This is a genomic window from Pseudomonas sp. VE 267-6A, from assembly GCF_024126555.1.
Lineage (GTDB): Bacteria > Pseudomonadota > Gammaproteobacteria > Pseudomonadales > Pseudomonadaceae > Aquipseudomonas > Aquipseudomonas palmensis.
Window position 1 is genome coordinate 1 of sequence record NZ_JAMYBY010000033.1, and the last position, 18,716, is coordinate 18,716.

14 protein-coding genes and 1 pseudogene are annotated in these 18,716 nt (G+C 65.6%); 8 read left to right on the forward strand and 7 right to left on the reverse strand.

Going from position 1 to position 18,716, the window contains the following annotated elements; all coding sequences use genetic code 11:
- Nucleotides 1-270: 270 nt before the first annotated feature.
- The gene (locus tag NJH59_RS25060) at nt 271-1,152 is read right to left on the reverse strand and encodes a LysR family transcriptional regulator (RefSeq protein WP_253087445.1); all 882 of its coding nucleotides are present in this window, start codon (nt 1,150-1,152) and stop codon (nt 271-273) included.
- A gap of 120 nt (nt 1,153-1,272) precedes the next feature.
- Here NJH59_RS25060 and NJH59_RS25065 point away from each other — a divergent pair, with 120 nt between their 5' ends.
- Entirely contained in the window at nt 1,273-1,881 is a 609-nt protein-coding gene (locus NJH59_RS25065) for a LysE family translocator (RefSeq protein ID WP_043862636.1), read from the forward strand.
- Here NJH59_RS25065 and NJH59_RS25070 read toward each other — a convergent pair.
- On the reverse strand, nt 1,878-2,048 hold the full coding sequence (locus NJH59_RS25070) for a DUF6026 family protein (RefSeq protein ID WP_221181553.1): 171 nt from the start codon (nt 2,046-2,048) through the stop codon (nt 1,878-1,880). The genes NJH59_RS25065 and NJH59_RS25070 overlap by 4 nt on opposite strands.
- A 191-nt stretch (nt 2,049-2,239) precedes the next feature.
- Between NJH59_RS25070 and gnd the strand changes: the two are divergent.
- The 5 genes and pseudogenes from gnd to nudC form a co-directional block, all read left to right on the forward strand.
- A pseudogene (gene gnd / locus NJH59_RS25075) lies at nt 2,240-3,226 on the forward strand (phosphogluconate dehydrogenase (NAD(+)-dependent, decarboxylating)); the annotation flags it as partial.
- On the forward strand, nt 3,223-4,722 hold the full coding sequence (gene zwf / locus NJH59_RS25080; RefSeq protein WP_253087446.1) for a glucose-6-phosphate dehydrogenase: 1,500 nt from the start codon (nt 3,223-3,225) through the stop codon (nt 4,720-4,722). The pseudogene gnd and the gene zwf, both read left to right, overlap by 4 nt.
- A 10-nt stretch (nt 4,723-4,732) precedes the next feature.
- Nucleotides 4,733-6,532 (forward strand): glycoside hydrolase family 15 protein, encoded by a 1,800-nt coding sequence (locus NJH59_RS25085; RefSeq protein ID WP_054915454.1) that lies wholly within the window; start codon nt 4,733-4,735, stop codon nt 6,530-6,532.
- A gap of 134 nt (nt 6,533-6,666) precedes the next feature.
- A complete protein-coding gene (locus NJH59_RS25090) occupies nt 6,667-7,479 on the forward strand; it encodes a crotonase/enoyl-CoA hydratase family protein (RefSeq protein ID WP_043859926.1) in 813 nt (270 codons plus the stop codon).
- 30 nt (nt 7,480-7,509) lie between these two features.
- Nucleotides 7,510-8,340, forward strand: a complete 831-nt coding sequence (gene nudC / locus NJH59_RS25095) for an NAD(+) diphosphatase (protein ID WP_058541138.1) — start codon at nt 7,510-7,512, stop codon at nt 8,338-8,340.
- On the opposite strand, the gene NJH59_RS25100 is transcribed toward nudC, so the two are convergent.
- The 5 genes from NJH59_RS25100 to NJH59_RS25120 all read right to left on the reverse strand — a co-directional run bounded on the left by NJH59_RS25100 (nt 8,308) and on the right by NJH59_RS25120 (nt 12,379).
- Nucleotides 8,308-9,087, reverse strand: coding sequence for a TSUP family transporter (locus tag NJH59_RS25100; protein ID WP_043859924.1), 780 nt, complete (start codon nt 9,085-9,087; stop codon nt 8,308-8,310). The two genes, nudC and NJH59_RS25100, sit on opposite strands and share 33 nt — an antisense overlap.
- Before the next feature lie 166 nt (nt 9,088-9,253).
- Nucleotides 9,254-10,021 (reverse strand): SDR family oxidoreductase, encoded by a 768-nt coding sequence (locus NJH59_RS25105; RefSeq protein WP_043859923.1) that lies wholly within the window; start codon nt 10,019-10,021, stop codon nt 9,254-9,256.
- A gap of 28 nt (nt 10,022-10,049) precedes the next feature.
- Complete coding sequence (locus NJH59_RS25110) at nt 10,050-11,117, reverse strand: phosphotransferase family protein (RefSeq protein ID WP_054915451.1); 1,068 nt, start codon at nt 11,115-11,117, stop codon at nt 10,050-10,052.
- 178 nt (nt 11,118-11,295) lie between these two features.
- Nucleotides 11,296-11,613, reverse strand: coding sequence for an SCP2 sterol-binding domain-containing protein (locus tag NJH59_RS25115; protein ID WP_043859921.1), 318 nt, complete (start codon nt 11,611-11,613; stop codon nt 11,296-11,298).
- Nucleotides 11,614-11,668: 55 nt separating this feature from the next.
- A complete protein-coding gene (locus NJH59_RS25120; RefSeq protein WP_253087447.1) occupies nt 11,669-12,379 on the reverse strand; it encodes a histidine phosphatase family protein in 711 nt (236 codons plus the stop codon).
- Between the two features lie 197 nt (nt 12,380-12,576).
- On the opposite strand from NJH59_RS25120, the gene sohB reads away from it, so the two are divergent.
- Together sohB and NJH59_RS25130 are read left to right on the forward strand one after the other, a co-directional pair.
- Nucleotides 12,577-13,593, forward strand: coding sequence for a protease SohB (gene sohB, locus NJH59_RS25125; RefSeq protein ID WP_054915449.1), 1,017 nt, complete (start codon nt 12,577-12,579; stop codon nt 13,591-13,593).
- A 69-nt stretch (nt 13,594-13,662) separates the two neighbouring features.
- Nucleotides 13,663-18,585, forward strand: a complete 4,923-nt coding sequence (locus NJH59_RS25130) for an NEL-type E3 ubiquitin ligase domain-containing protein (protein WP_253087448.1) — start codon at nt 13,663-13,665, stop codon at nt 18,583-18,585.
- The last annotated feature ends 131 nt before the right edge of the window (nt 18,586-18,716 follow it).

Sequence of the window (18,716 nt, forward strand, 5' to 3'; positions counted from 1 at the left end):
AGCGCCGTACCTGTGGGAGCGGGCTTGACCCGCGAAGTTTTTCAGGCCGGCAACTGCCCCAGCAGGTACACCCGTAGCCGCTCGATGCTCTCGCGCCACGCACTGCCTACCGGCCACACCAGGTAGTAGGCATCTCCCGTTGCCACCGCCTGTTCGAACTGAGGTCGGGCTTGAGGGCCTTGTCGCGGGTCAAGCCCGCTCCCACAGGTACAGCGCCGTTCTCGAAACCAGCGCCGTACCTGTGGGAGCGGGCTTGACCCGCGAAGTTTTTCAGGCCGGCAACTGCCCCAGCAGGTACACCCGTAGCCGCTCGAGGCTCTCGCGCCACACACTGCCTACCGGCCACACCAGGTAGTAGGCATCTCCCGTTGCCACCGCCTGTTCGAACGGCAACGCCAGCCGCCCGGCGCGTACATCGTCGCTCACCAGCGCCAGGTCGCCGATCGACACGCCATGCCCGGCCATGGCCGCCGCAATCCCTTGCTCCAGCGTATCGAACAGCGTGCCGCGCTGCAGGTCGACCTGCTCGAGCAGGCCCGCCCCGCGCAGCCAGCGCTGCCAGTCCCGCCGGTCATTGGACGGGTGCAGCAACGCCACCCTGGCCAGCCGCTGCGCATCCCACACGCCATCCCCCAGCAACCCCGGCGCACAGATCGGGATCAATCGCTCATCGAACAGCTTGCACACCTCGACCTGCCCACCGAACTGCCCATTGCCCAGCAGCACCGCGCAGTCGTAGGGCTCGCTGGCAAAATCCACGCTGTCGACGTCCATCCACACGCTTGCCAGCTGCACGGTGTCGGCCAGGGCGTAACGCTGGATGCAGCCCAGCAGCCAGCGCATGGTCAGGGTGGAGGGCGCCTTCAGGCGCAGGTGGCGCGAAGCGCTGCGAAACGGCTGGCAGGCCTGTTCGATCAGGGCAAAGCCCGCCCCCAGTTGCTCGGCCAGACGCCGCCCGGCGTCGGTGAGGCGCAGGCGCGGGCCGTGGCGCTCGAACAGGCGGCAACCGAACTGGGCTTCCAGGGTGCGGATATGGCGGCTGATGGCGCTCTGGGTCAGCGCCAGCTCTTCCCCGGCGCGGGTGAACGAACAGGTGCGCGCCGCCACTTCAAAGGCGCGCAGTGCATACAACGGGGGCAGACGTTCAACCATGCCAGGGGCAGTCCATGATGAGTATTTGTCGTAGTAGGGCAGAGCATTTTGCGTTTTTCAAGGGCCATGCAGCTGCGCACACTCTGCACCTGACCTGCATTGACGACAAAGGAGCCTCTTTTGAACACCACGCTGCTGTTGGCCTACCTGGGCACTGTACTCATTCTGATCGCCACCCCTGGGCCGGTGGTGGCGCTGGTGGTCGGCACCAGCGGGCGTTCGGGCACCGGGGCGGCCATACGCACGGCGCTGGGGGCCAATGCCGCCTCCCTGGTGCTGGTGGCCGCCGCTGCGCTGATCCTGGCCGGCAGCCTGGCACTCAGCCCGGTGGTTCTCAATGCGGTGGCGCTGGTGGGGTGCGTGTTCATGGCCTGGCTGGGGCTGGGGGCGCTGCGTGCGCCAGCCGTGGAGGATGCGCCGCCGCCCAGGGCAAGTGGCTGGTGGCACGGCTTTGCGGTGGGTATCGCCAACCCCAAGGACATTCTGTTCTTCGTGGCGTTCTTCCCGCAGTTCATCCACGTCACGGCCTCGTTCGGCACCAGCATCGGGGTGCTGGCGGCGTTGTGGCTGGTGGTCGACCTGGGGGTGCTGGCGCTGTACATCGCGCTGATGCGCGGCGCCCTGGCGCAGCGGCACCGGGCGCTGGTGGCCCGGCTGTCGGGGCTGGTGCTGTTGCTGGTGGCGGTGGCCGGCGCTGTGTATTCGGCGCGGGCGCTGCTGGCCGCCTAGAGAGTGACCACGGCCTTGTCGCTGCCCTGGGCCTGTTGCAACAGCAGGCTCAGCTGCGCCACCTGACGCTGCAACTGGTCGCGTTCTTCCTTGAGGCGGCGCAGTTCGTCGCGGCGCACGCTCACGTAAAGGGTCTGGGGTGGGCTCGCTGACATCAAGGTTCCCATTGCACACCTCGCAATTGGTTTGGTACATGGTTTGAGCGTAGACGCTCGATCGGCCGCGATTCTGAATTCTTTTTCCTGTCATGGGAACTTTTTTGTTTATCGCTGTCGTGCCGTTGGTCGATGAAACCAACCCGGGCCTGCCTGGACTAACCTTGAAGGCCTGAGCAGGCTTTCTACACTTTACGGAGCATCGGCACATGCAACTGGGAATCGTGGGGCTGGGCCGCATGGGCGGCAATATTGCAAGGCGCCTGATGCGCGAGGGGCACCACACCGTGGTGCATGACCGCAACGCGCCCGCCATCGATACGCTGGTGGCCGAGGGCGCCACAGGCGCCGCCGACCTGGCCGCACTGGTGCAGCAACTGGACGCGCCGCGCGCGGTCTGGGTGATGCTGCCGGCGGGCGAGGCCACCGAGCAGACCATCGCGCAACTGGCCGACCTGCTGGAAGCGGACGATGTGATCATCGACGGCGGCAATACCTTCTACAAGGACGACATCCGCCGCGCCCAGCACCTGGCCGAGCGCCAGTTGCACTACGTGGACGTCGGCACCTCCGGTGGCGTGTGGGGCCTTGAGCGCGGCTACTGCATGATGATCGGCGGCGAGCAGGCGATTTTCGAACGCCTCGAGCCGCTGTTCGCCACCCTGGCACCGGGTGAGGGCGACATTCCACGTACCCGTGGCCGTACCGGCCCCAGCGAGCGCGCCGAAAAGGGCTATATCCATGCCGGGCCACCCGGCGCCGGGCATTTCGTCAAGATGATCCACAACGGCATCGAGTACGGCCTGATGCAGGCCTATGCCGAGGGCTTCGACATTCTCAAGACCAAGGCCAGCGAAAGCCTGCCGGCCGACCAGCGCTTCGACCTCAACCTGCCCGAAATCGCCGAGGTGTGGCGCCGCGGCAGCGTGGTCACCTCGTGGCTGCTGGACCTGACCGCCGATGCACTGGTGGCCGACCCGCAGCTGGGCAGCTACAGCGGCTCGGTGTCCGACAGCGGAGAAGGGCGCTGGACCATCGATGCGGCGGTGGAGCAGGCGGTGCCGGTACCGGTGTTGTCCAGCGCACTGTTCGCGCGCTTTCGTTCACGCCAGCAGCAGGGCACCTACGGTGACAAGCTGCTGTCGGCGATGCGCTTCGGTTTTGGTGGCCATGTCGAGAAGCCCGAATGAGTGAACACGATGTCGAAGCGGCACCAGCCTGTACCCTGTTCCTGTTTGGCGCCAATGGCGACCTGGTCAAACGCCTGCTGATGCCGGCGCTGTACAACCTGCACCGCGACGGCCTGCTGGACAAAGGCATGCGCATCGTCGGGGTCGACCACAACCCGGCCACCGACGGCGAATTCGCCGAGCGCCTGGAAACCTTCATGCGTGAACGCGACCAGGGCGAGGGCGCCACCCGGTGCCTGGACGACAAGCTGTGGAAGCGCCTGGCCAAGGGCATCGGTTACCTCACCGGCGACTTCATGGAGCCCTCCACCTACCAGGCCATCGCCGAGCGCATCGACAAGGGGCGCACCGGCAACGCGATCTTCTACCTGGCCACCTCGCCGCGTTTTTTCAGCGGCGTGGTGCAGCAACTGGGGGCGGCCGGGCTGCTGGACGAGGCCAACGGCTTTCGTCGGGTGGTGGTGGAGAAGCCCTTCGGTTCGGACCTGGCCAGCGCCGAGGCGCTGAACGCCTGCCTGCTCAAGGTGATGAGCGAAAAGCAGATCTACCGCATCGACCACTACCTGGGCAAGGAGACGGTACAGAACATCCTGGTCAGCCGTTTTTCCAACGGCCTGTTCGAGGCGTTCTGGAACAACCACTACATCGATCACGTGCAGATCACCGCTGCCGAGACGGTGGGCGTGGAAACCCGTGGCGCCTTCTACGACACCACCGGGGCACTGCGCGACATGGTGCCCAACCACCTGTTCCAGCTGCTGGCGATGGTGGCGATGGAGCCGCCCGCCGCCTTTGGCGCGGACGCGGTGCGCAGTGAAAAGGCCAAGGTGATCGGTGCGATTCGCCCGTGGTCCAAGGCCATGGCCCTGAAGAACTCGGTGCGCGGGCAGTACACCGCCGGCAAGCTGGGGCGCAAGAAGCTGGCCGGCTACCGCGAAGAGCCACGGGTCGACCCCGACAGCCAGACCGAAACCTACGTGGCGCTCAAGGTGATGATCGACAACTGGCGCTGGGTGGGCGTGCCGTTCTACCTGCGCACCGGCAAGCGCATGAGCGTGCGTGACACCGAGATTGCCATCTGCTTCAAGCCGGCGCCCTATGCGCAGTTTCGCGACAGCGACGCCGAGCGGCCCAAGCCCAACTACCTGAAGATCCAGATCCAGCCCAACGAGGGCATGTGGTTCGACCTGCAGGCCAAGCGCCCGGGGCCGACCCTGGCCATGGAGAACGTCGAGCTGGGTTTTGCCTACAAGGACTTCTTCAAGATGCAGCCCTCCACGGGCTACGAAACCCTGATCTACGACTGCCTGACGGGCGACCAGACGCTGTTCCAGCGTGCCGACAACATCGAGAACGGCTGGCGTGCGGTACAGCCGTTCCTGGACGCCTGGGCGCAGGGCGGCGAGGTACAGCCGTATGCGGCCGGGGAAGACGGGCCGCAGGCGGCCGACGAACTGCTGGCCCGCGATCGGCGGGTCTGGCACAGCATTGGTTGACGGGAGGTTCATGACGGGCGCCATCGAAGACTACGCACTACTGGGCAATTGCCGCAGCGCAGCACTGGTGGGCCGTGACGGCTCGCTGGACTGGCTGTGCTTTCCACGCTTCGACTCGCCGGCCTGCTTTGCCGCGCTGCTGGGCGACGAAGAAAACGGGCGCTGGCAGATCGCGCCGCGCGAAGCGCCGCTGGAGGTAACCCGCGAGTACCAGCAGGACACCCTGATCCTGCACACCACCTTCGTCACTGCCAGCGGCCGTGCGCGGCTGATCGACTGCATGCCGCTGGACGACGCGCACCACAGCGTGCTGCGCATCGTCGAGGGGCTGGAGGGCGAGGTGGCCTTCGACATGGACCTGGTGATGCGCTTCGACTATGGCAGCAGCGTGCCCTGGGTCGAGAAGCTCGACCCGCTGACCCTGACCGCCGTGGCCGGGCCGGACCGCCTGACCCTGCGCAGCACGGTAAGCACCCACGCACGCGATCACCATACCGGCAGCCGCTTCAGCGTGAAGGCCGGGCAGCGCCACACCTTCAGCCTGAGCCACCAGCCATCGCACCTGCCGTTGCAGCCGGCCTTCGAGCCGGAGCAGGCGCTGCTGGACACCGCGCACAAGTGGCGCGAGTTTGCTGCGCGCTGCCCGCAGGTGGGCGAGCACACGGCGCGGGTCAAGCGCTCGCTGATCACCCTCAAGGCGCTGACCTATGCACCCACCGGCGGCATCGTGGCCGCGGCCACCACCTCGCTGCCGGAGCACCTGGGTGGCGAGCGCAACTGGGATTACCGCTACTGCTGGCTGCGCGATGCCACCATGACCTTGCTGGCGTTCATGAACCTGGGTTACTTCGAGGAGGCCCAGGCCTGGCGCGAATGGCTGCTGCGCTCGGTGGCGGGCAACCCCGAGCAGATGCAGATCATGTACGGCCTGGCCGGCGAGCGCCGGCTGCCGGAGTACGAGCTGCCCTGGCTGGCCGGCTATGCCGGTTCGCAGCCGGTGCGGGTGGGCAATGCCGCGGCGGTGCAGCACCAGCTGGACATCTATGGCGAGGTGGCCGATGCGCTGTGTCAGGCGATGCGTGGCGGCCTGCCGCGCTTGCCGCGCAGTGCGGCGATCGGGCGGGTGATCATGCCGTACCTGGAGACCATCTGGCGCCAGCCCGACGAGGGCATCTGGGAGGTGCGCGGGCCGCAGCAGCATTTCACCCACTCCAAGGTGATGGCCTGGGTGGCGTTCGATCGGGCGGCCAGCCTGAGCGAGCCGACCGAGGAGGGCAAAGCCCAGGCTGCGCACTACCGCGAGGTGGCCGCGCAGATCCATCGCCAGGTGTGCGAGCAGGGCGTCGATGCGCAGCTGGGCTGTTTTGTGCAGGCCTATGGCTCGCAGGAGATGGACGCGAGCCTGCTGCAGATTGCCCTGACCGGTTTTCTGCCAGCCGACGACCCGAGGTTTCTGGCAACCCTGGCGCAGATCGAGAAGCGCCTGCTGCATGACGGGCTGGTGCGCCGCTACGACAGCGACAGCGGCTGCGATGGGCTGGCGCCGGGGGAGGGTACGTTTCTGGTGTGCTCGTTCTGGCTGGCGGACGTGTACGTGCTGCTGGGGCGTCAGCAAGAGGCCCAGGCGTTGTTCGAGCGCCTGTGCGGGCTGTGCAACGATGTGGGGCTGCTGGCCGAGCAGTACGACCCGCAAGGTGGCCGCATGCTGGGCAATTTCCCGCAGGCCTTCAGCCATATCGGCATCATCAACACGGCGTTGAACCTGCACCGGGCGCAGTGTCCGGTGCGCGACAGGGCCCGCTGCGGGTGACTGCGGTGGCCGCTTCGCCGGCAAGGTCGGCTCCTGCAGTGCAGGAGCAACAGCCCAGCCTTTGGCACAAGCGCCGCCTACGGTCTGCGATATAGTCCAGCCACCCCATCCCGCGTCAGCCCAAGGAGTGCCACGTGACCGACTACACCGCGTTCAAGGTCGAACTGTCGAACAGCATCGCCCACGTCCAGATCAACCGCCCGGAAAAGATCAACGCCATGAATGCCGCGTTCTGGAGCGAGATCGTCGAGATCTTCCAGTGGATCGACGAGACCGACGCGGTGCGCGTGGTGGTGATCAGCGGCGCTGGCAAGCATTTTTCTTCCGGCATAGACCTGATGCTGCTGGCCTCGGTGGCCAACGAAATGGGCAAGGACGTAGGCCGCAACGCGCGCCTGCTGCGGCGCAAGATCCTGCAGATGCAGGCCTCGTTCAATGCCGTGGATACCTGCCGCAAGCCGGTCCTGGCAGCCATCCAGGGCTACTGCCTGGGCGGCGCGATCGACCTGATCGCCGCCTGCGACATGCGCTACGCGGCTGCCGATGCGCAGTTCTCGATCAAGGAAATCGACATGGGCATGGCCGCCGACGTCGGCACCCTGCAGCGCCTGCCACGCATCATCGGCGACGGCATGCTGCGCGAGCTGGCCTACACCGGGCGCACTGTCGGCGCCGACGAGGCGCGCCAGATCGGCCTGGTCAACCGCACCTTCGACGATCAGGCCAGCCTGCTGGACGGGGTCTTTGCGATTGCCGCCGAGATCGCGGGCAAATCCCCGATTGCCGTGGCCGGCACCAAGGAGATGCTCAGCTACATGCGCGATCACCGCATCGACGACGGGCTGGAATACATTGCCACCTGGAACGCTGCCATGTTGCAATCCACCGACCTGCGGGTGGCGATGGCCGCCAGCATGAGCAAACAGAAACCGCAGTTCGACGACTGAGCCCGGTCGCGAACCCTCAAGGAACGCAACATGTCAGCGCGCTGGACCACTGCAGTACTGGACCCCAACACCCCCGGCGGCCTGGCCGTCGCCCACTGTGCCGAGGGCTTTCTGGTGGACGCCAACGGCGCGCTGTTCCCGCGGGACTGGCTCAGGCGCCAGGACCTGGACGTGGTGTGCGAGCACGGCATCGGCCACTTCGACGGCCAGCCGGTGTTTCTGCTCGAACTGCGCTCGGCACAGGCGCCGCAGGGCTGCAGCTGGCGCGGCCTGCGCCAGTTCATGCTGGAAGGCGATTCCGATACCTACACCCTCCTCGGTTATGCCGCGCAGATCGCCACCTGGGCCCGCGAGCACCGCTTTTGCGGCAGTTGCGGGCAGGCGATGGTGCAGATCCAGTGGGAGCGCGCGATGTACTGCGCCGGCTGCGAGCTGCGCAGCTACCCGCGCATTTCGCCGAGCATGATCGTGCTGATCACCCGTGGCGACGAGATACTGCTGGCGCGCTCGCCACGCTTCGTGACCGGCGTGTACAGCACCCTGGCCGGGTTTGCCGAGCCGGGCGAGTCGGCCGAGGACTGCCTGGTGCGCGAGGTGCGTGAAGAGGTGGCGCTGGAGGTGAAGAACCTCCAGTACGTGGGCAGCCAGTGCTGGCCGTTCCCGCATTCGATGATGCTGGGCTTTCATGCCGAATACGCCGGCGGCGAGATCGTGATGCAGGCCGACGAGATCGAGGATGCCCAGTGGTTCAGCGTGCATGCGCTGCCGCCGTTGCCGGCGGGCCGCTCGATTGCGCGTTACCTGATCGACCTGTACGTGGCGCGCCGCCTAGGCCTGGCCGAACCAGTGCTGCCACGCTAGGCGCACGGTCAGGGCCAGCACCACGGTGATGAACACCGGGCGGATGAACTTGCTGCCGCCGCTGATGGCGGTGCGTGCGCCGAAGAACGCGCCGACCATCAGCGACGAGCCCATGGCCAGGCCCACCGCCCAGTCTACCTGGCCGGAGAAGATGAACACCGACAGTGCTGCGGCGTTGCTCACGAAGTTCATGCTGCGCGCCACGCCGCTGGCCTTGACCAGGTCGATGGGGTAGAGCAGCAGGGTGCTGACGGTCCAGAACGCGCCGGTGCCCGGGCCGGCCACGCCGTCATAGAAACCCAGGGTCAAGCCCTGGGGCAGTTGCCACTTCTTCTTGATCGGCGCATCGGCGTCCAGCGGCGCCTTTGGCGTGCCGCCGAACAGCAGGTAAACGCCGCAGGCGAACACCACCACCGGGAGCATCTTGTTCAGCCATTCGGCCGGCAGGTAGTGGGCAACGATGGCGCCGATGAAGGCCCCTACCAGGGTACCGACCAGGGCATGTCGCCACTGTGCGGGGTGGAACAGCTTGCGCCGGTAGTAGGTGAAGCCGGCGGTGGCCGAGCCGAAGGTGGAGCTGAGCTTGTTGGTGCCCAGCACCAGGTGCGGCGGCATGCCGGCGGTGAGCAGAGCGGGGGTGGTGAGCAGGCCGCCGCCGCCGGCGATGGCGTCGATGAACCCGGCCACGAAGGCCACGGCGGCAAGAATGGCTAGGGTGGTGAGATCTACGCTGAGTTCGAAGGGCATGGTGTTGGGCTTATTCGACTGGGGCGCAGAACGGTAAAGCTGCGCCTGAGGGGCGCTATGGTAAAGGAGATGGTGCGTGCCTGTCAGGGCCCTATCGCGGGTCAAGCCCGCTCCCACAGAAATAGCGGTGATCCTTGTGGGAGCGGGCTTGACCCGCTTTGCGGTATCAGGACAGGAACCCCCCATCCACATTCAACGCCGTACCGGTGGTGTAGCTGGACGCATCGCTGGCCAGGTACAGCACCGCGCCCGCCATCTCCTTCGGATCGGCCACGCGCTTGAGCGGGATCTGCTGCAGCGCCGTGTTCAGGATCGCTTCGTTCTTGACCAGCGCCGAGGCGAACCTGGTGTCGGTCAGCCCCGGCAGCAGCGCATTGCAGCGGATGCCAAAGGGGGCGCATTCCTTGGCGAACACCTTGGTCATGTTGATCACCGCCGCCTTGGTCACCGAGTAGATCCCCTGGAACACCCCCGGCGATACGCCATTGATCGATGCCACGTTGATGATGCTGCCGCCGCCGTTTTCGCGCATCAGCTTGCCGGCCTCGACCGACATGAAGAAGTAGCCGCGGATGTTCACGTCGACGGTCTTCTGGAAGGCGCTCAGGTCGGTGTCCAGCACGTTGCAGAACTGCGGGTTGGTGGCGGCGTTGTTGACCAGGATGTCCAGGCGCCCGAACTGCTCGCGAATGCCGGCGAACACCGCGCCGATCTGTTCCATCTCGCCAATGTGGCAGGCCACCGCCGTGGCCTTGCCGCCGGCGGCGATGATCGCGTCGGCCACGTGCTGGCAGCCGTCGAGCTTGCGGCTGGACACGATCACGTGGGCACCCTGCTGGGCCAGCAGGTGGGCAATCGCCTCGCCGATGCCGCGGCTGGCGCCGGACACGAAGGCGATCTTGCCGTCGAGGTCGAACAACTGGGTCTTGGACATGGGGCGGGTTCCTTGTAGTTGTAGGGCGTCAGAGCGTGGATTTGCCGATGACCTGCAGGCTCATGTGCTCCAGCAGCTTGTTCATGTGCACGAACTGGGCGAAGCGCTTGTCCTGGGTCTGGCCATGGAAGAAGCGGTAGTAGATCTGCTGCACGATGCCGGCCAGGCGGAACAGGCCGTAGGTGTAGTAGAAGTCGAAGTTGTCGATCTGCAGCCCGGCACGTTCGGCGTAGTAGTCGACGAACTGGCGCCGGGTGAGCATGCCCGGTGCGTTGCTCGGCTGGCGACGCATCAGTTGCACGGGCGCAGGGTCGCCGGCTTCGATCCAGTAGGCCAGGGTATTGCCCAGGTCCATCAGCGGGTCGCCGAGGGTGGTCATTTCCCAGTCCAGCACGCCGATGATGCGCATGGGGTTGTCGGCGTCGAGGATCACGTTGTCGAAGCGGTAGTCGTTGTGCACGATGGCGGGGCGTGGATGGTCGGCCGGCATCTTCTCGCGCAGCCAGGCGATCACCGCTTCCCAGCGCGGCGCATCCGGGGTCAGGGCCTTTTCATAACGTGCGCTCCAGCCTTCGATCTGGCGCTGCACATAGCCTTCGGGCTTGCCCAGGTCGGCCAGGCCGCAGGCGGTGTAGTCCACCTGGTGCAGCTCGACCAGGCGGTCGATGAAGCTCTTGCACAGGGCTTCGGTGCGCTGGCTGTCCAGGCCCAGCTCGGGGGGCAGGTCCGAGCGCAGGATGATGCCCTTGACCCGGTCCATCACGTAGAACTCGCCGCCGATCAGCGATTCGTCGGTGCAGTGCACGTAGGCCTTGGGGCAATAGGGGAAGCCGCTGTTGAGCTGGTTGAGGATGCGAAACTCGCGGCCCATGTCGTGGGCCGACTTGGCCTTTTGCCCGAACGGCGGGCGGCGCAGCACGAACTCGCGGTCCGGGTAGCTGAGCAGGTAGGTGAGGTTGGACGCGCCACCGGGGAACTGGCTGATCACCGGCGTGCCGCTCAGGCCCGGAATGCTGGCCTTGAGATAAGGGTCGATGAGGGCGGCATCGAGTTCTTCGCCGGGGCGAACCTGGGTCGACTGGTCGGTGAGCGTCATGCTTTTCCCTTATTCTGAAAGTCGCTGATTATTGTTTAATCTAATTCTCGTGGATAAACCGAACAAGTGTTTGACTGTGTTATAGGCCAGCGTGTTGCACCACGATCACCACCCCTGATGCCGGGCGAAAAAAAACCGAAGCACAAGGCTTCGGTTCTGGTCGGCATCAGCGCAAGGCTCAGGCCGGGAACAGCTCGCTGAGTTTCATCGACAGCATCATGTCGCCTTCGACGCGCAGCTTGCCGCCCATGAAGGCCTGCATGCCGTCGGTTTCGCCGCTGACGATGCCCTTGAGGGTTTCGCTGTCCAGCACCAGGGTGCAGTTGGCGTCAGGGTTTTCGCCTTCCTGCAGGTCGCAGGTGCCGTCCTTGACGATCAGCGAGAAGTGCTTGTCTTCGTCGGTGATGTTGAAGCCGAACACCAGGTCCAGGCCGGCAGCGGCGGCAGGGTTGAACTTCTCTTGCATGGCTTGAACGGCTTTAGCTACGTCGGTCATGGTGTATTCCTTATTAAGTGATGTAAGCGACCCTGGGGCCGCAACAGGCCGGTGCTCATCGGTAGGTGATGAGCGCCGGCACCCTCAGCAACTGCACGTGGGCCTGGTTGTTGAAGGAAGCCAGCGCCACCTCGCGGCCACGAAACTTCAGCTGGCTGAGCGAGGTGTTGACGATCTGCCAGTTCAGCGCGAACGCCTGGCTGGGGGTGATGCCGGTGATCAGGTGGAGCAGGGCGGTGATGGTGCCGCCGGAGGTGAAGATGGCAATGTTGTCGCCTTGCCCGGCCTCGCGCAGCAGGCGTTGCAGGCCGTCGTGCACCTGCGCGACGAAGCCCTGCCAGCTTTGCAGGCCGTCGACATCGTGCTCGCCGCCGTGCCAGCGCTGCACCAGCAGGGCGAACAGGCGCTGGAACTCGCTGCGGTTGTCGCGGGCATTGCGCAGGATGTGCAGCGCCTCGGGCTCGTCCGGCAGCAGGCCGGGCAGCAGCGCGCGGATGACGGCGTCGGCGTCGAATTCGTTGAAGGCAGGGTCGGTTTCCAGGCTGGGTATCGCGCTGCCGGCAGCCTGCAGGCGGGCCAGGGCCAGGCGTGCGGTGTGCTGCTGGCGGCGCAGGTCGCCGGCCACGCAGCGATCCAGGCGCAGGCCCAGCTGGGCGAGGTGATCGCCCAGTGCTTCGCTCTGGGCAATGCCGGTCGGCGACAACACGTCGTAGTCGTCGGCACCAAAGGAGGCCTGGCCATGTCGAATGAGGTAGATGCTGCCCACGTCGTATGCCTGGAGTGAAGGTTCTGGCGAGGGTAGGTGGCCGATGGCGGCCTGTCAACGAAAAAACATACAAGCGTTTGAAAAGGTCGTTTGAACTGCGTTTCGGGGCGTTGCCCACGCTGGTGGAGGCGTGGCCGCGCCGGTATGCTTGGGCCACGTTTGGCGCCGTACGGGCGCAGACATGTTAAGGAGCTACTGTGGATTTTCTTGCTGAATACGCCAGCTTTCTGGCCAAGACCGCGACCCTGGTGATCGCGCTCCTGGTGGTGTTGTCGGCCATTGCCGGGTTGCGCGGCAAGGGCCGGCGCAAGGCCGGGGGGCAGTTGCATGTGACTCGCCTCAACGATTTCTACAAGGACCTGCGCGAGCGCCTGGAGTCGGGTCTGCTCGACAAGGCCCAGCTCAAGGCCCTGCGCAAGCAGCAGGCCAAGCGCGACAAGCAGCAGAAGAAAAAGCCCGAGGACAAGCCGCGGGTGTTCGTGCTGGATTTCGACGGCGACATCAAGGCCTCGGCCACCGAGAGCCTGCGCAATGAAATCACCGCGCTGCTGACCCTCGCCACGCCCAAGGACGAAGTGGTACTGCGCCTTGAAAGCGGTGGCGGCATGGTGCACAGCTATGGCCTGGCCTCCTCGCAGCTGGCGCGTATCCGCCAGGCCGGCGTGCCGCTGACGGTGTGCATCGACAAGGTGGCGGCCAGCGGCGGCTACATGATGGCCTGCATCGGTGACAGGATCGTCAGTGCGCCCTTCGCCATTCTGGGCTCCATCGGGGTGGTGGCGCAGTTGCCCAACGTCAACCGCCTGCTGAAAAAGCACGATGTAGACTTCGAGGTGTTCACGGCGGGTGAGTACAAGCGCACCGTGACCGTGTTTGGCGAAAACACCGAGAAGGGCCGCGAGAAGTTCCAGGAAGACCTGGACGTGACTCATCAGCTGTTCAAGGATTTCGTCTCGCGTTACCGCCCGCAGTTGCACATCGATGAGGTGGCCACCGGCGAGGTCTGGCTGGGTGTGGCGGCATTGAACAAGCAACTGGTGGACGAGCTGCGCACCAGTGACGAATACCTGAGCGAACGCGCTCGCGATTCGAACCTGTATCACCTGCATTTTGCCGAACGCAAGAGCCTGCAGGAGCGCGTTGGCCTGGCTGCCAGCGCCTCCATCGAGAACACCCTGGTGGGCTTGTGGAGCCGTCTGGGCCGCTGGCGCTGAGCAATATGTAGCACTTCACCTGCGTCATGATGGGGTCTGCTTGGGGTTCAATCTACCCCGAGGACCATCATGACCACTCCCACCGATTCCACCGACACCTATGTCACCCCGGGGCCGCATGGCCCCTTCATCCATCAGCGCATGCCTGACTGGCTCAAGCACTCCACCCCTGCAAGTTTCGCGGCCCTGAGCCGGCCCTGGGGCGCCGAACAGCACCAGGGCGCAGGGGATGCGCCGGCGCCCTGGTTCAGCAATGCCCGCGAGGACCAGCGCCAGGCACTGCTCGCCTGCCAGCAGCACGCCCGCGCCTGCGCCGACGCGTTGGCGCGTACCCTGCGCCCCCTCAAAGGCATCGTCGAGTTCGCCGAGCCGCTGCTCAAGGCCAGGCTCAAGCGCGACTTGCAGCGCGACGACGACGTCAACACCCACGAATTCGTGCACGTTACCCACGATACCGAACTGCTGGGCGCGCTGGTGCGCGTGGTGCCCAGGCGCCAGAGCCTGCTGCAGGCGGCGCTGCAGAACTTTGCCCGGGATGCCGAATTCGACGACGGTACGGCCCTGGCGGCCAAGGGCGCATTTTCCATGACGCTGGTACCTGGCACCGAGCACGCGCCGCGCTATCGCTACGTTTACAGCAGCAAGCTGGCGGTGGCCCCGCGCGACTTTGCCCGCGTGTGCCATGAGCTGGACCTGGGCAAGCAGTACCAGGACCACCTGGCTGCGGTGTACGAGGCGCCGGCCACCCATGATCGGGTTCGCCGGCAGTCCATCGAGGCCTACAAGGCGCGCCTGCGCGTGCGCACCTGGATTGCGGCGATGAAGGGCGAGATTGGCGAGGCTGCCCGCAGCGCCTTGCTCGGCTGGCTCGATGGCACCGGTGCCGCCCAGTACAACGGCAAGCCCCTGGTGTTCAGCACCCTGGAAATGTTCGGCATTGGCTTGTCCGGTATCTGGGTGGCCAGTGCCGACCGCCTGCTCAGCGAGCAGACCGAGCCTGTGCTGGTGTATGTGCCTGGCGCGCCCCTGTACCCGCTCAAGGAATACCCGAGCATCGAGGCGTTCAAGCGCGACCTGCGCATCAACCTGATTTCGCCCGCCTATCAGCAGGCCATGCGCGGTTGTGTGGCACGGGCCGATGAAGAGCGCTTCTTCGGGCTGCTGGAAAGCAATCTGTTTCACCTGGTCGATGGCCAGCACGGGCTGCTGGAGCGCCAGCCCAACCTGGAGGCGGACCTGTACCTGCGTGAACACCGGGTGGAAGAAGACCTGTTCGAGTTGCAGCATCGACGCCTGATCGAGAAGGCCAAGGCTGATGCGCGGCACCTGGCCGTGCCCAGTGCCGACGCGGACGAAGCGGCCCGCGAGGCGCGCCTGGCGTACTGGGAAAGCATCGGTCTGAACGTGCTCAACAGCGCCGCCTTCTTCGTACCCGGGCTGGGGGAGGTGATGGCGGTGGTGGCGGCCGGCCAGTTGATCGGGGAGGTGGTCGAGGGCATCGAAGACTGGGAGGTGGGTGATCGCGAGCTGGCCATGGCGCACCTGCAGTCGGTGGCACTGAACATTGCATTCGCCGTGGGCCTGGGGCTTGCCCTCAAGCCGTTGGCCGTCGGGCCGGGCAGCGAGTTGCTGGAAGGCACAGTCCAGATCAGGCTGGCCAACGGGCAGTACCGGCTGTGGAAGCCGCAGCTGGAGCCCTATGCCGCGGATGTCGATCTGTCGGGGGTCGTGCCGGACCTTCAGGGGCGCTACAGCGTGGGCGACAAGACCTACATTCGTGTGCAGGGCCGCGCCTACGAGGTGGTCGGCACCGAAGCGGGCCAGTACCAGGTCCGCCATCCTCGCGATGACGCCTACCAGCCGCCGGTGGTGCACAACGGCGCCGGGGCCTGGCGCCTCGAGGCCGAAGACCCGCAGCAGTGGGAAGGCCTGACGTTGTGGCGGCGCCTGGGCCATCTGGTGGACGGCATGGGTGACGAGGACCTGCTGAACATGGCCGCCATCACCGGCATCGACGAGGCACGCCTGCGCCGCCTGCACAGCAACAACGAGCCTTTGCCGGCGTTGCTCGGCGACAGCCTGGTGCGCTGGCAGATGAGCCGCAGGGTGACGGATGTGATTGCGGCCATGCGCGACGGGCAACCACTGGCCACCGAGCTCGATGCCTTGCCCCTGGCCTTGCTCACACGCATGCCGGGTTGGCCGGCCGGCGTGCTGGTGCGGGTGATGGAGGACGGGCAGCTGGTCAAGGAGTACGGTACGCCGCTGAGCGCCGACAACCGGACCCTGTCGATCACGCGCCAGGAACTGGTCGACGGTCGCTTCCTGACAACGCTGCTGCAGGGCTTGACCGAACAGGAAGAGAAGGCCCTGTTCGGCCCCTACCTGGCCAGGACCGAGGCTGGTCGCCTGACGCAATTGCGTGAAGCCTATGCCCGTTACGCCAGCGTCAACCGCAGCCAGGTGTTCGACAGCCTCTACCGCGCCGACCCGGTGCAGGAGGTGGCGGGCATGGCGGTGGTACGCAAGCAGTTTGCCGGGCTGGCGTGGCGGCAGGCCAGAGAGCTGGTCGAGAGTGCCAGCGTCAGCGAGCGAGCGCAGCTCACCGCCAACCCGCCGCGGGTGCCGTTGCGCCTGGCCGAACAGGCCCGCTGGCTGGTGGAGCAGGCGCGCGTGGTGCGTGCCCGTGAGGGCCTCTACCTGGGCTACACCGATCGCCTGGACTGCCTGAAGGTTGCCATGGACCAGTTGCAGGCCTTGCCGGGTTGGTCTGGCGATGTGCTGTTGCAGGTACGTGAAGGCAGCCCGTGGGGCGATGAACTCAAGGCGGTCGGGCGCAGCACGGCCACCGGCACCAAGCGTATTCTCGCGCGGCTGGACGAAGGCTATCAGGCCTATGACAGCGAGCATAACGCGCTGGGCGGGGTGGAGCCGTTGTGCGCCGCCATGCTGCATGCGCTGCCCGACAGCGAGCGCGTGCTGCTGGGCCTGAACATCAACCAGGCCGACGCGTTGCGCCTGATGTTGGCCGAGAACGCCGCCAAGGATACGGCTGCGGTGCGTAGCAGCATCGGCGTGCGTCCGCGCACGCGCTGGTTCAAGCCGCCAATGCGCATGCTCGATGGCCAGATCGGTTATCCGCTCAGTGGCCGGCGCCCGTTCGGCAGGCCGCAGACGCCGGTGCAGCGGGCCCGGGCGCTGTACCCCGACCTGACCGTGGACGAGGTGCAGGCCTTTTTGCAGGAGCTAGGCGAGGGGCTCAGTGAGGAGGAGCTGCTGGTCAAGCTTGAGGGGCGGCGCCAGGAACTGTTCAAGCTGATCGATGAGCTGACCGCCTGGCGCAACGATCAGTCCGTGAGTTTCGCCGCCCGTGGCCACCGGGAGGTGGCGGCCGATCGCATCGAGCGTTGCTGGCGGCGCCAGTCCAGCCCGGTGATATCCGTTGAAGGGCGAACCGTCGGCTACACCCTCAACCTGTCGGAGACGCGCCTTGACGGTCTGCCGATTCTGAGTGCCGATTTCAGCCATGTGGCGTCGCTGTTCATGCGCGACATGCAGTTGAGTGAGTTGCCCGAGGCCTTTATCGAGCAGTTTGCCAATACGCGCTGGCTCAACCTTTCCAACAACCTGTTCAGCACCCTGCCTGCCGCGCTGGAAGCCATACCGCGCATCACCCGGCTGACGTTCAGCTACAACAGCCTGGTCATGGATGCTGCTGCCAATGCGGTGCTGGCCAAACTGGTTCGCCTGAGAATCCTCAACCTGGACCACAACCCCTTGATAACCGCGCCCGATGTTTCGACCCTGGCTGACCTGCGCGGGCTCAGGCTGCAGAACACGGGCATCAGTACCTGGCCGACCGGCCTGATGGACCTTGACATGCTCGAAGAGGTCGACCTGCGCGCCAACAACATTCAGGTGGTGCCGCAGGACGTGCTGGCGCCCGCAGCCGAGCGTGTCGATCGGGTGTTGAGGATCAATCGGGTCACCAGCCTGCACGGCAACCCGATCGATGCCGACAGCCAGGTCAGGCTGACGGTCTATCGTCAGCGCACGCGTATCAGCTTTGGCGTGACGCCGAACCTGCGCGTCCATTTTGCGCCCGAGCCGATGGCTGCCGGTGCCACGGCCTGGCTTGCCGGTGCGGATGCGGTGCAGGCGGCCGAACTGCAGGCGATGTGGGATGCGCTCAAGGCCGAACCGGGCACCGGCGAACTGTTCCGGCTGTTCGATGACCTGGGGGAGACGTCCGATTTTCGCGAGACCTACGACGACCTCAAGCAGCGGGTGTGGACGCTGATCAAGGCAGTGAGCGTCAATACGGCGCTGCGCGAGGAGGTACTGCAGACCCTGGATAGCGTGCGCAATTGTGGCGATGCGGTGATCCTGGTGTTCAGCCAGCTTGAGGTGCAGGTGCTGATCAACCACGCCCTGGCGCTGGGTACCCAGCTGGGTGCCGAGTGGTCACTGATGAAGCTGGCGCGCGGATTGTATCGTCTGGAGCAGGTCGAGCTGATTGCCCGGCGCGTCATCGATGCACGTGTGCGTGCTGGCAAGGTGGTGGACGAGGTCGAAGTGCGACTGGCTTACCGTACCGCGCTGACCGAGCCGCTCGAACTGCCGGGGCAGCCCAACACCATGCGCTACCGAGCCACTGCCCAGGTCACCGATGCCGATATCAAGGCTGCGCAGAAGGAGATCGAAGAGGGCGAGACGCCCGCAGTGCTCAAGGCTTCGATTGCCCAGCGCGACTTCTGGGTCAGTTACCTGAAGGTGCAGTATGCCGAGCGCTACCAGCGCATCGCCAAGCCGCTGCATGCCCGCATGGAGGCCTTGCAGGCAGATGCCGATGCCGGGCACATCACCGAAGCGGCGTACCTGCGCCAGAGCCACGTACTGCAAGCCAACCTGGCCAAGGAGGAGAAAAAGTTGCTGGAGACGCTGACGGCAGAAATCTGGAACAGCGTGCCTGACCAGGTCACCCGGTTGTAAATTCGACGCTACAAAAAAAGGCCCCGCAAGGGGCCTTTTTCATGGGGCTGTCCCGTCCTGAATAAGGTTTACACCTCCCATCCCGAATTTCCGGAGAGTCAGATGGAGCAAGGTGTAAAGCGCACACAGCG